The sequence below is a fragment of the Acidimicrobiia bacterium genome, from assembly GCA_040880805.1.
GTDB lineage: Bacteria > Actinomycetota > Acidimicrobiia > IMCC26256 > DASPTH01 > DASPTH01.
Genome location: JBBDHW010000039.1, coordinates 88,147 through 100,246, shown reverse-complemented (window position 1 = coordinate 100,246; position 12,100 = coordinate 88,147). Strand labels below are relative to the sequence as shown.

Here is a 12,100-nt window from a genome sequence, read left to right as displayed (position 1 = left end):
ACTGACTGGCTCGACTGACTGGCTCGACTGACTGGCTCGACTGACTGGCTCGACTATTCCGGGCGAGGGCCCACGTATGCCGCGCGCGGCCGGTACCGGAGCCGGTGTTCGTACTCCTCGATGCCGTGCGCGATGAGACCTGCGCAGCGGGCGATCTCGAAAATCGCCTCGCCGGCGTCCTGCGCCATCCCGCAGGCCTCGGTGAACACGGCAAGGCCGAAGTCGACGTTCACCTTCGGACCGTCGCGGGTCGCCATCACGTCGAGGATGTCGTTCGCGGCGCGCCACAAACTTGCCGGTGGCTTCATGCGCTCGACGGCGTAGAGGAGCGCGCCCGCGCGCGGGTCGGGAACCTCGTAGACGCGATGCCCGAAACCGGGCACGAGCTCACCGTTCCGCAGGATGTCGCCGATCGCGGCGGTCGCGGTCACCGCGCCCTGCACCCGCGCGAGCAGCGACCGCACCGCGCTCGACGCACCGCCGTGCAACGGCCCGCCTGCGGCGGCCAGGCCCGCGCCGACCACGAGGTACGGATCAGCCCAGGTGGACGCAGCCACTCGCGCCGCCAGCGCCGACGCCGCGAGCTCGTGGTCGGCCAGCAGGATGAGCGCGGCGTCGAGGGCGCGGACACGGGCGGAGGTCGCGCGCATCCGGCTGAGCCGGGGCCAGAGTTGCGCCGCGATGGAACGAGCGCGCGGCTCGGTCGTGCCTTCGACCATCGGGAGCGCAGCGACCAGCGAGGCGATCATTGCGCGCGCGGTCACCACGACCGCCTCGGGCCGTCGGTCGTAGCGCAACGGATCGGTGGTCGCGAGTGCACTGACGATCACGCGGAGCCGGTCGGGGAGCGTCGCGGTCGTCGGCAACGCGCGCTGCACCGCCTTGCCGACGCGCACCGCGGCATCGGGGGCCGACCACTCGGGCGCGCCCACGCGCTCACCGGTCCACAGCCACTCGGCGACGTTCTCGTAGGTCGAGGTGGCCGCGGCTTCCACCACGTCCCAGCCGCGGTAGGCGAGGAAGCCGTCGGGATCGAGATAGGTGAGCTCGGTGTCGATGACGACGTCGAGGCGGCCAGGGGGCGTGGTGCCCCGCGCTCGCAGAGCGACGCGCTCGACGTCGTCGCGGCGGAAGCGGCTGATGCGGGTGCCGGGCACGCGCTCGCTCCGGATGAGCCCGCGGCTCACGTACGCGTAGAGCGTCTGGGGTTTCACTGCGAGGCGCGCGGTTGCCTCCGCGGTGAGGAGCCAGTCCTTGCCGGATGCCACCCGCTCATCGTTGCACAAATGCATTGATGAAATCAATGTTGACAACATGATGGGCCCCGACCGATCATGGGTGGGGAAACATCGAGACGGGAGGCGATATGGCGGACGTAGCCAGGGGGCTGAAGGGCGTTGTGGTGGCTGACACGGAGCTCGGCGACGTCCGTGGCGAGGAAGGCTTCTACCACTACCGCCAGTACTCGGCGCCCGAACTGGCGGAGAAGCGGAGCTTCGAGGACGTCGCCCACCTGCTGATCGAGGGGACGCTGCCCGACCACCGGCAACGTGAGCGTTTCGCCGAGGAGTTCCGCCTGTTGCGCCGAGTGCCGGCACCGGTCATGGGTCTCGTCGCGCCCGTCGCCTCGGCCTGCCCCGCTCCGCTGACGTGCCTGCGGACACTGCTCTCGCACGTCGCGGGGATCGAGGAGATGCCGGCCATCGTCGACGCCGACGCTGCGGCGCTGCGCGCGAACCTGCTCCGGCTGAGTGCGGTGGCGCCGACGCTGGTGGCGGCGATCCACCGGTCCGGTCAGGGTCTCGAGCCCGTGCCGTCGCGCGACGACCTGGGGGACGCCGCGAACTATCTCTGGATGATCAACGGTGTGGAACCCGATCCGGCGCGGGCGCGCGCGCTCGACCAGTACCTGGTGCTCGCGCTCGATCACGGGTTCAACGCGTCGACCTTCACCGCGCGTGTCGTCGCGTCGACCGGTGCGGATGTGGGCGCGGCGATCGTCGCGGCGCTCGGCGCGCTCTCCGGACCGCGCCACGGCGGCTCACCGAGCCGTGTGCTCGACATGTTCGACGCCATCGGTGAACCCGACCGGGCCGAGGCCTGGATCACCGATGCCGTGACCCGCGGCGAGCGGATCATGGGCTTCGGTCATCCTGTCTACAAGACCGCCGACCCGCGGTCGAAGATGCTGCGCGCGGTCGCCGAGCATTTCGGCGGGTCCCTGGTGGACTTCGCGGTCGAGGTCGAAGGCACCGTCGAACGCGTCCTCGCCCACTTGAAGCCGGGCGGCGAGCTCCACACGAACGTGGAGTACTACGCGGCGGTCGTGATGCATCTCTGTGGCCTCCCGCGTGCGTTGTTCACATCCACGTTCGCCGTGAGCCGGATCGTCGGCTGGAGCGCGCAGGTCCTCGAACAGGCGAAGGACTCGGCGATCATCCGCCCGAGCGCGCGATACGTCGGCCCGCCGCCACCCCAACCCGTCGAATCCTGACTACGGGTCGCTCGTCCACGAGCGCCGCCTCCCGTAGCGTGGGCCGATGGTCAGCGACGGTGTGGTCGACCTTGTCGTCGAGATCAGCCGTATCCCGTACGGCCGCCCCGCTGACCGTTCCGCGCGCGGCGTGCTCTCCGAGGGGCGGGGCACCTGCTCCATCAAGCACCTGCTCCTGGCAGAGATCGTGAGCGAACGGTGGCCCGGGCTCGAGCCGACCCTGTGGCATCGCGTCTACCGCGTCACCCCCGACCTCGCCGCGCAACGCTGGGGTGCGGAGGTGGCGGCGGCGGTTCCCCCCGACGGCCTCGTCGACGTGCACACCTACCCGACCCTCACCATCGACGGCCGCGCCGTCCGCGTCGACGCGACCTTTCCCCTCGACGGCTGGGACGGATCGTCGGACGTCCCGCTCGCATGCGGTGACGGCGTCGATCATCCCGCCGGCACCGATCCGCTCGGGTCGAAGGCCGCGCTCGTCGAACAGCACTGCGACCCAGCGGTACGCGAGCCCTTCATCGCCGCGCTCGCCGCAGTGCCGTGAGGCTCGCAACTGTCGACGGCCGCGCCGCGCTTCTCGGTGGCGCTCAGGTCTTCGACGTCGAGCACGCGTCCGGAGGACGGCTGCCCTCCGATCCGATGGAGCTTCTTGGGGAGCACTGGGACGTGTTGCTCGAGCTCGCAGCTGGGGGCGTGAATCGGAACAACGGTCGCGCACTCGCGGATGTTCGTCTTGGTCCTCCGGTGCCGCGTCCGCCGGCCGTCTTCTCGGTGATCGCCAACTTCCCGCCGGCCGAGCGCAACGAGTTCCCGATGGTGGTGGGCAAGTCGCCGACGAGCGTCAGCGGACCGTTCGACGACATCGTGTTGCCCAATCCGAACCGCCTTCCGCTCGGCCGCGCGTTCGTGATCGCCGAGCCGGAACTTGGTGTGGTCACGCGCGGCAGTGCGCGGCACCTCTCGCCCGCGTCGGCGCTCGATGCCGTTGCGGGCTTCGTCGTCGCCCAGGACGTGACCGAACGCGTGCACGAATTCGGCGGCGCGCCGTCACCGTGGGAGTGGCAGCACTTGCCGGCGAAGACGCTCGGCAAGAGCATCGACACGTTCTGCCCGATCGGTCCCGTGCTCCTGACCCTCGACGAGCTCGTCGACCCGAGCGCGCTGCGCACGCGGTGCTGGATCGACGACGTGCTGCGGGTCGACGCGAACACACGCGACATGCTCGCGAGCGTCTCGGAGCTCGTCGCGCTCCTGTCGTCGTTCATGACCCTGCTTCCCGGCATGCTCTGCTTGTGCGGCTCGCCGGGAACGCTCGACGGCACTCCGATGCCCGCGCTCGCGCCCGGCGATCAGGTGCGGACCGAGATCGAGGGCATCGGCACGATGGTCAACCGGTGCCGGCCCGAGTAGGCCGATCCATCGCAGTGGTCCGGTAACCGGTTCAGCTGTGCTCGGGCGTCGAAGGCCGTGAGCAACTTCTGCGGCGCTCGCACTCGCCAGGCCTCGGTGAGCAGCTCGGTGAGCTCCTCGACATCCCGGAACCCCGGCGTGCCGTACGACGGCTTCTCGGTGGAGGCCGGCAGCGACAGGGCAACGCGACGCACGTCATCCGCGGAAATCACGCTGCCATGATCGCATCGACGGGCGTACGGTCGCACGATGGCAACCGTGACGATCAGGCCCGTTCGCTCCATCGTCGAGCTCGAACAGGTGTACGACCTGGCTGGCCGGCAGTTCGACCCGCCGTTGTCGGCCCATGACGGCACCCGGCGCTGTCGCGAGCTCGTGGAGCACTTCGAGGACGACAGCCCGCTGATGCTCGTCGCCGAGGAGGACAGCGAGCCGATCGGCGCTGCGCTCGCGTTCCGCACGACGCCGGGCACGGTCACGCTTCGCATCATCGGTGTCATCCCCGCGGCGCGCGGCGCGGGCATCGGGCGCGCCCTCGTGGAGGCAGTGGAGGAGACGGCTCACGAACTGGACGTGCGTCGAATCGACCTCGGTGCCGACGATCAGGCCGACTTCTACCTTCATCTCGGCTTCTCGGCTGACCTCTTCCTGCAATGGGCCTACGCGCCGGAACGCTACGACGAGCAGGTCGAGGAGTTGTTACGAGGACCGCTCATGGGCCTCGACGCGTGGCGCGCCTCATACGAGGGGGTCCCACAACTGCGTGTACGACTGTCACGCGTCGACCGCGAGTTCCGCAATCAGGTCGACGCGCTCGTCGACGGCGCTCACGTCGGATTCGTGATGGGCAAGGACCTCGCGAGCGTTTGAGCCACTAGAGCTCGTCGCGATGTTTCCGGAACAGGTCGTCGAGCGCTTCGCGGAGCAAGCTCGCCTCGGTGCGCTCAGTTGCGGCGGACAGCTTGGCGAGCCGGTCGAGTGACGCACGCGGGTAGTAGTTGCTCTTCATCGTCATCTTCTCCTCGACGTAGATGACGACCCGCCCGCGCCCCTCTCGTTTCGCGCGCATCAAAGCCTCAACCGCGGCGCGTGCCGCGTCCTCGATCGTCGGTGCATGGGGAGGGCGGCCGGCGATCCCGATCGACACGTCGAGGTCGACATCGATTCCGTCGACTCGGTGTGACGAGAAGTGCGAACGGATTTCCTCGAGCACGATCAGCGCACTCTCCGCGGTCGCGCCCGGGAGAGCAATTGCCCATTCGTCGCCGCTGATGCGAGCGACGACCGCGTCGTCGGGGAGGCTCCCGGTGAGCGTTCGCTCCCAGGCCGCGAGCCCACGCGTGGCGGTGGCCGTGCCAAACGTTTCGTTGATCGCAGCGAACCGGTCGAGGTCGGCGACAGCGACAGCTACCGGTCGCTCGCGGGCGGCGGCGTCCGCCTGCCCGATGAAGGCCGACAGATCCACGATCTTGCTGGGCTTCTCGTTGAACGTGATACTCATAACGTATATATATCAAACATATAGCTATCAGTCAACCAAAGACGTCGTACAGCATCGGTTCGCGCGCTGACGCGCCGGCGATCAGCGCGTCGACCGACGACACCAGCTCGTGCCGCGCGCTCAACGGGTGCTCCCGGAACCGACGCAGAAGAGGCCGAGGTCGACGAGCACCTGCTGGGGCACCTTGCCGCACCCAATCTGGCTGGTTCCCATGTCGACAATTGTCCACGCGCCCCCGCCTCCGTGCAGCACGACGGTCGACTCGGCGAACTCCGCGCCCGACTTGGGGTCGAGAAACACCAGCGCCCACGACGGGTCGACCGCGGCGAGCCGGCACTCCGCCACCTCGGCGCCGTCGCGCGCACCCGTCACGCCGTTGTCGACGGCCGCCCGAATCGCACCCACCTCGACACCGCACGGACCCGGTGGTGATCCAGCGGGTGATCCCGGAGCCGGTGGAGCGCTGGTGGTCGGGGCGACGGTCGTTTCGGCCGGTGCGGTCGTCGGGGGTGCGGTCGTCGGGGGTGCGGTCGTGCTCGACGCCGGAGCGGTGGGGGCGGTCGAGTTGGTGGCCGGAGCCGACTGGGCGTCGTTGCCGCCGCCTTCCTTCGCCCTTAGTGCCACGGCGGCGCCGGCGGCTGCGAGCACGAGCACCACGACGCCACCGACGATCCAGTTCCGCGCCACGAACCTCAGTCTCGCGGGCCGGGACGCGCAGTTGGCTACATTCCTCGCGCATCGACACCGATCTTGCGTTCGCCCTCGAGCTTGCCGATGCCGCCGACCGCATCGCGCTCCGGCGTTTCCGCGCGTCCGACCTCGTCGTCGACACCAAGCCGGATCTCACGCCCGTCACGGAGGCCGACCGCTCGGTGGAAGAGAAGGTGCGCGAACTCCTCGCGGAAGCCTGCCCGTCGGACTCGGTGCTGGGGGAGGAGTTAGGGGCCAGTGGCGCCTCCACCGGCCGCCGGTGGATCGTCGACCCCATCGACGGCACGAAGAGCTACGCACGCGGCATACCGGTGTGGGCCACGCTCATCGCGCTCGAGCGTGACGGCGAACTGTCGGTGGGCGTGGTGTCGGCACCCGCGCTCGGATCGCGCTGGTGGGGAACGCGCGACGGCGGCGCCTTCCGCGACGGAGAGGCCGTGACTGTGTCGAAGGTAGCGAGCATCGAGGATGCGCATCTTGCCTTCGACGCGCCGCGCGACTTCGAAGCCGTGGGCCGCGGCGACGCGTTCCTCGCGCTCGCGCGGCGGTGTTGGCGCTCCCGCGGCTTCGGCGACTTCTGGCAGTACGTCATGGTCGCCGACGGCTCGATCGACATCGCGGTGGAGCCCAACGGCCTCGCGCTCTGGGATCTCGCCGCGCCCATGGTGATCGTCGAGGCCGCGGGCGGGCGCTTCACCGATCTCGACGGTGTGCCGCGCGCCGACGGCGGGAACGCACTCGCAACGAATGGGCTGTTGCACGACGAGGTGCTGGAGGCACTCGCGCCATGACCGAGCTCACGGTTGGGATCGACATCGGTACCTCGTCGGTGAAGGCGGTCGCGGTCGACGGCGACGGCGACGTGGTTGGGTCCACACGTATTCCGCACGAGTACCGCGTTCCCGCGCCGGAGCGGCTCGAACACGACGCGGCCGTGGCATGGCGCGACGGGCCGCTGGCCGCGCTGGCCGCGCTCGACGCCGACGGCGTGCGCGGCGTGTGCGTGTCGGCGATGGTCCCGTCGTTGACCGCCGTCGACGCGAGCGGAACGCCGCTCCTTCCCGGTGTCCTCTATGGCGACGAGCGCGGCCGCGCCGGCGCAGACCCGGGCGCGCCCGCGACCGGCATGGAGTTCGGCGGTTTCGTCCGCTGGGCCACCGACGCCGCGCCGGATGCGTACGGCCTCTGGCCCGCGCAGGCCGTCGCCAACCATGCGCTCTCGGGCGTGGCCGCCGTCGACACCACGACCGCCTCGACCGCGTACCCCGTTTACAACTTCACGGACTGGGACGCCGGCCTCGCGGCCGAGCTCGGCGCCCGGGTCGAGCAGTTCCCGCGTGTGCTGCCCACCGGCGCCGGCGTGGGCACATTGCCCGGAGACGGCGCGGTGCTCGCGTCTGGCTGCATCGACGCATTCGCGGAACAGATGGTGGCCGGAGCCGACGATCCGGGAGACGTGCTCGTGTTGCTCGGCACGACCCTCATCGTGTGGGTGATCACGGGCGGTGAGGGCGAGGTGCCCGGGTACGTGGTCGTACCCAACCGCGCCGCGGGGAACACCATGGTGGGGGGTCCGAGCAACGCGGGCGGCATGTTCTGCGACTGGGTTGGCCGCATGGTCGGCGCGGTACCGGGTGGCGCGACGGCGCAGCCGAATCGCGTTCCGGTGTGGGCGCCGTACGCGCGCGGCGAACGCTCCCCGCTCAACGATCCCGACCGGCGCGCGACGCTCGACCGGCTCGACCTCACCCACGACGCCGCGGCGGTACGCCGTGCCGCGTACGAAGCGTCGGGCTTCGTCGTGCGGCGAGCGATCGACGCGACCCGCGAGGGGATCGGCGCGCAGCCGGCGCGGATCGTCGCGTCGGGGGGCGGCATCCGCGTCGACGAGTGGGTGCAAGCGCTCGCGGATGCCACGGGGCTGCCGGTGGACTGCGCCGCGGTGCCCGACGGCGCGGCGCTGGGCTCGGCGTGGCTCGCACGCATGGCGGCGGGCCTCGAGGAGCCGACCGCGATGCAGGACGCCCGTCGCTGGGCGCGCGTCGGGAGGACGGTGGAGCCGCGAGCAGAGTGGTTGGAGCCGGTGGCCGAGCGCTACGAACGGTTCCGCTGGCTGTCGGACACCGTCACGTAGCGGGCGGGAGCGCGACGACCTCACCGGGGTAGATGAGGTTCACGTTGCCCGAGCGAAGTGTTTCGCGGTTCGCGTCGCACACCGTGCGCCAGTAACGTGCCACCTCGTCGTTCTCGAGAGTGCCGCGCTCGCGCCCGGTTTCACTGGCGAGCGCGGAAGCCGACAGATCCCACAGGTTGTCGCCCGGCGCGACAACGACGGTTGCCGCCAGTCGATCGATGGGTGGATCCATGGGTGGATCCACGCCGACCGGTGGTGACCACTCGCTGGGCAGTGTCTCGAGGCTCTTACCACTCCGCACGTCGACGCTCACCTGGGGAGGCGGATCTTGGACGGCGCCGACGGAGTGCGCGCTCACCGGTGCGGTGACCGCGCCCGCGACGATCGACGCGGCGAGCACGCGGTCGACCGTGCGTCGGATCGTGCGCGGGGTGGCCCACTCGCAGGCGCGTACTGCTGCCGGGATCGCTACCGCGCGCGCACACGCATACGCGACCGTCGCAACCAGCAGCCACCATGCGAACACCAGCGCGACCACGCGCAGCGCGGCGGCCAACGCGTCCTCCGGCGCCGCGCGCAGCCAGGGCTCGAGGTCGTCCATCGGGAGGTTGAAGGGCGCGCGGGTGCCGAGGCGATGGACCGCGGCGACCGCGATCGCCTCGACCGAGAGCACGACCAGCAGGGATGCGGACCGGCGAAGAAACTCCATGTTCGGGAGGATAGGAAGAAAAGGTATAAACAGCAAGAACCGCTCGCGGTCGGCCGGGGACGAGCTCCGTGCCCCGCACGACCGTTGGTGCTAGCTTGCGGCCGCTGCCGGGTCCGATGAGGGCAGCCGGATTGGGGGTGGATGTCATGGTCGTCGCCGACGCCCTGAACATCATCAGCCGGAGCGGCGGTGCGTTCGCCTCGCGGTGGGCCCACGTCGTCGTGGGGATCACCTGGATCGGCCTTCTCTACTACTTCAACTTCGTGCAGGTGCCGTCGTTCGCGCAGATGGACGCCGCGGCGCGCAACAACGCGATCGACAAGCTTGCCTCGCGCGCGCTCTGGTGGTTCCGGTGGGCCGCGGTGGCGACCGTCGCCACCGGCATCATGATCCTGCTGTTCCAGGGCGGCAACGGCGGGAAGATCCAGCTCACCGACACCGACTACTTGAAGACCGCCAGCGGTATGAGCATCGCGACCGGCGTCCTGCTCGCGCTCGTGATGTTCGTCAACGTCTGGGGCGTGATCTGGCGGCACCAGAAGCAGGTGATCGCGAACGCGCGCAACGTGCAGGCCGGCGGCGAAGCCGATCCCGCAGCTGCTGCGGCCGGGCGTAAGGCGGCGCTCGCGTCACGACAGAACACGATCTTCTCGTTCGCCATGCTCATGTTCATGGTCGGCACCGGCCACTTCCTCGCGAGTGCCGGCTTCAAGCCTTTGCCGAGCAGCGGCGACCGCGCGACCTACTGGATCATCGCGGTCGTGATCTTGGCGGTGCTCGAGCTCAACGCGCTCGGTGTCATCGGCGGCGTGGGCCAGAACGCGACGAACTGGATGTACGAGAGTCACAAGAACGCGCTCATCGCGGGTGGCGTGCTCGTCGTCGTCTACTACGCGCTCTTCTACCTGGTCCTGAAGTCGTAGCGCCGGAGTAGCAGGAGTTCAACGTTCAGCGTGGGGATGCCGCGCGCCACGTGGTTGTTCGAGCTCGCGCAGCACAATCCGCTGGATGCTGCGGTGTTGCACGTAGTCGGCGATCGCGCGCATGTCTCGCACCATGCGCGCCGACTCGCCCGTCGTGTCGACCTTGAACTGTTCGAGCACTCCAGGACCCCAGTCGGGTCCTTGCTCACCGTGGAACACCGCGGCGGTTTGCTGCTGGACGGACTCGATACCGTCGTTCAGGATCCGGGCGAGCTCGAAGAGGACGTCGTCGGGCACTCCGAGGCTCCGGAGGTGGACGAAGGATCGGAGCACGTCGACGTCGTCGGCGTCGTAGGCCGACTGGCCGATCGTGTCGGGAGCGCGCAGCAATCCCGTCTTCTCGAGTCCGCGCACGAGGTCGATGGCGACGCCCGCCGCGTCGATCAGCTCGTCGTGGTCGTACGCCGCGCCCTCGCGTCCGGCGAGGAGGGTCTCGAGTGACCCCGGACCACCCTCGGGATCGAGCAACGCCCGGATCGCGGCGAGCGAGAACCGGCGCGACTGGAGCGCGCGGATGCGTTCGAGGCGCTCGAGATGGCGTGGTCCGTACCGCACCGCGCGCCCCGCGCGCTCACCGGCGGGCAGCAGGCCCTCGCGCTGGTAGTAGCGGATCGTGTCGACCGCGACGCCGGCTCGCTGCGCCAACTCGTCGATGCGCCACTCGCCCACGCCACGCTCCCATTCGCAGGCATTCGGTCCCAGGTTCCGGGTCCCGGATTTGACATCGAATACTACGGAGTAGATACTCTAGATCTCACGGCACCGGGGGGCGGCGCGAGTCGTCGGAATCCGGTTGCCGCAGGAACGAGCGCCCGTGGTTTCGGCCCGGTAAGCGCCGTAGCATCGACCCTTGTCCGCCCCCCCTGGACAGGGGTCGATGCGCGTCGGGACCAAATCGGGGAGGCCAGATCCGGGGAGGCCAGATCCGGGGAGGGAGGGAGCACGTGGCGTTGGAGACCGTGGCCGTGGTGGGGGCCTCGCTGGCAGGGCTCCGGGCCACCGAGACGCTGCGGCGCGAGGGCTTCGACGGGCGCCTGGTGTTCGTCGGTGCCGAGCTCCACCTCCCGTACGACCGACCGCCACTCTCCAAGCAGTTCCTCGCGGGCGACGTGGAACCCGACCAGGTCGTGCTGCGGCGCGCGTCCTACGACGACCTCGACCTCGAACTGCGGCTGGGTACTCGCGCGGTGGGGCTCGATCTCGCGGCGCGTGCCGTCGAGCTCGACGACGGTGCGAGGGTCGTGTTCGACGGCCTCGTGCTCGCGACCGGGAGCGCGCCACGCACGCTGCCCGGCACCCCTGATCTCGACGGCTTGTTCGTGCTCCGCACGCTCGACGACGCGCTCGCGATCCGCGCACGGCTCGATTCGTCACCGCGTGTCGTCGTGGTCGGCGCGGGATTCATCGGTTCGGAAGTCGCGGCTACATGCCGGTTGCGCGGTCTCGACGTGACCGTGCTCGAAGCGCTCCCGGCGCCGCTCGTGCGCGGGCTCGGGCCGGTGCTCGGGATGGTGTGCGGCGAGCTGCACCGCGACCATGGCGTCGACCTGCGGCTCGGTGTGGGTGTCGCGGGTTTCGACGGCACGGGGCGCGTCGAGCGCGTCCGGCTCGACGACGGTAGCGCGATCGACGCCGACCTCGTGGTGGTCGGCGTGGGCGTCGCGCCGGTCACGGGCTGGCTCGAGGGATCCGGCCTGCAGATCGACAACGGCGTCGTCTGCGACGAGACGTTGCTCGCGGCACCCGGCGTGGTCGCGGCCGGTGACATCACCCGGTGGCCGAATCCGCTCTTCGGTGGTGAGCTCATGCGCCTCGAGCACTGGACCAATGCGTCGGAGCAGGGGGTTGCTGCAGCGCGCCGCCTCCTCTACGGCGACGGCGCCGCGCCGGAACCGTTCGCGCCGGTGCCCTTCGTGTGGTCGGACCAGTACGACCGCAAGATCCAGACCGCGGGCCACTTCCGCGGCGACGACGAGATGGCGGTCGTCCACGGGTCGCTCGACGAGCGCAGGTTCGTCGCGGTGTTCGGACGCGCCGGCCGGCTCGTCGGCGCGCTCGGGTTCTCGATGCCGGCGAAGCTCATGCAGTACCGCAAGCTGATCGGGGAGCAGGTGTCGTTCGCCGACGCGCTCGAGCACGCCCGCGCCGCCGCGTGACG

The 12,100-nt window shown here is 70.0% G+C and carries 14 protein-coding genes; 8 read left to right on the top strand and 6 right to left on the bottom strand.

The window, feature by feature from the left end; genetic code table 11:
• Positions 1 to 53: 53 nt before the first annotated feature.
• Entirely contained in the window at positions 54 to 1,268 is a 1,215-nt protein-coding gene (locus WD271_10460; GenBank protein MEX1008250.1) for a citrate synthase, read from the bottom strand.
• A 98-nt stretch (positions 1,269 to 1,366) separates the two neighbouring features.
• Between WD271_10460 and WD271_10455 the strand changes: the two genes are divergently transcribed.
• The 3 genes from WD271_10455 to WD271_10445 are packed head-to-tail and all read left to right on the top strand — an operon-like array spanning position 1,367 to position 3,904.
• Positions 1,367 to 2,494 carry a citrate/2-methylcitrate synthase gene (locus WD271_10455; protein MEX1008249.1) on the top strand — a complete coding sequence of 376 codons (1,128 nt, stop codon included), beginning with the start codon at positions 1,367 to 1,369 and terminating at the stop codon, positions 2,492 to 2,494.
• A 46-nt stretch (positions 2,495 to 2,540) separates the two neighbouring features.
• Positions 2,541 to 3,038, top strand: a complete 498-nt coding sequence (locus WD271_10450) for a hypothetical protein (protein ID MEX1008248.1) — start codon at positions 2,541 to 2,543, stop codon at positions 3,036 to 3,038.
• Positions 3,035 to 3,904: a fumarylacetoacetate hydrolase family protein gene (locus WD271_10445; protein ID MEX1008247.1), complete on the top strand. Its 870-nt coding sequence runs from the start codon at positions 3,035 to 3,037 to the stop codon at positions 3,902 to 3,904. The genes WD271_10450 and WD271_10445 overlap by 4 nt, the downstream gene beginning before the upstream one ends.
• Here the strand turns inward: WD271_10445 and WD271_10440 are convergent.
• A complete protein-coding gene (locus tag WD271_10440; protein ID MEX1008246.1) occupies positions 3,844 to 4,116 on the bottom strand; it encodes a hypothetical protein in 273 nt (90 codons plus the stop codon). The two genes, WD271_10445 and WD271_10440, sit on opposite strands and share 61 nt — an antisense overlap.
• Before the next feature lie 37 nt (positions 4,117 to 4,153).
• Between WD271_10440 and WD271_10435 the strand changes: the two genes are divergently transcribed.
• On the top strand, positions 4,154 to 4,774 hold the full coding sequence (locus WD271_10435; GenBank protein ID MEX1008245.1) for a GNAT family N-acetyltransferase: 621 nt from the start codon (positions 4,154 to 4,156) through the stop codon (positions 4,772 to 4,774).
• Positions 4,775 to 4,778: 4 nt separating this feature from the next.
• On the opposite strand, the gene WD271_10430 is transcribed toward WD271_10435, so the two are convergent.
• Both WD271_10430 and WD271_10425 read right to left on the bottom strand, forming a co-directional pair.
• The gene (locus WD271_10430; GenBank protein MEX1008244.1) at positions 4,779 to 5,405 is read right to left on the bottom strand and encodes a GGDEF domain-containing protein; all 627 of its coding nucleotides are present in this window, start codon (positions 5,403 to 5,405) and stop codon (positions 4,779 to 4,781) included.
• 120 nt (positions 5,406 to 5,525) lie between these two features.
• Positions 5,526 to 6,092 (bottom strand): hypothetical protein, encoded by a 567-nt coding sequence (locus WD271_10425; GenBank protein ID MEX1008243.1) that lies wholly within the window; start codon positions 6,090 to 6,092, stop codon positions 5,526 to 5,528.
• Between the two features lie 50 nt (positions 6,093 to 6,142).
• Between WD271_10425 and hisN the strand changes: the two genes are divergently transcribed.
• Both hisN and WD271_10415 read left to right on the top strand, forming a co-directional pair.
• The gene (gene hisN / locus WD271_10420) at positions 6,143 to 6,907 is read left to right on the top strand and encodes a histidinol-phosphatase (protein MEX1008242.1); all 765 of its coding nucleotides are present in this window, start codon (positions 6,143 to 6,145) and stop codon (positions 6,905 to 6,907) included.
• Positions 6,904 to 8,250 carry an FGGY-family carbohydrate kinase gene (locus WD271_10415; GenBank protein MEX1008241.1) on the top strand — a complete coding sequence of 449 codons (1,347 nt, stop codon included), beginning with the start codon at positions 6,904 to 6,906 and terminating at the stop codon, positions 8,248 to 8,250. Before hisN ends, WD271_10415 begins: the two co-directional genes overlap by 4 nt.
• Here the strand turns inward: WD271_10415 and WD271_10410 are convergent.
• Positions 8,243 to 8,959, bottom strand: coding sequence for a hypothetical protein (locus WD271_10410; protein MEX1008240.1), 717 nt, complete (start codon positions 8,957 to 8,959; stop codon positions 8,243 to 8,245). The genes WD271_10415 and WD271_10410 overlap by 8 nt on opposite strands.
• 146 nt (positions 8,960 to 9,105) lie before the next feature.
• Here WD271_10410 and WD271_10405 point away from each other — a divergent pair, with 146 nt between their 5' ends.
• Positions 9,106 to 9,882, top strand: coding sequence for an antitermination protein NusG (locus tag WD271_10405; protein MEX1008239.1), 777 nt, complete (start codon positions 9,106 to 9,108; stop codon positions 9,880 to 9,882).
• 18 nt (positions 9,883 to 9,900) lie between these two features.
• Here the strand turns inward: WD271_10405 and WD271_10400 are convergent, their stop codons facing one another.
• Positions 9,901 to 10,611, bottom strand: a complete 711-nt coding sequence (locus tag WD271_10400) for a MerR family transcriptional regulator (GenBank protein MEX1008238.1) — start codon at positions 10,609 to 10,611, stop codon at positions 9,901 to 9,903.
• Between the two features lie 275 nt (positions 10,612 to 10,886).
• Here WD271_10400 and WD271_10395 point away from each other — a divergent pair, with 275 nt between their 5' ends.
• Positions 10,887 to 12,098 carry an FAD-dependent oxidoreductase gene (locus WD271_10395; protein ID MEX1008237.1) on the top strand — a complete coding sequence of 404 codons (1,212 nt, stop codon included), beginning with the start codon at positions 10,887 to 10,889 and terminating at the stop codon, positions 12,096 to 12,098.
• The last annotated feature ends 2 nt before the right edge of the window (positions 12,099 to 12,100 follow it).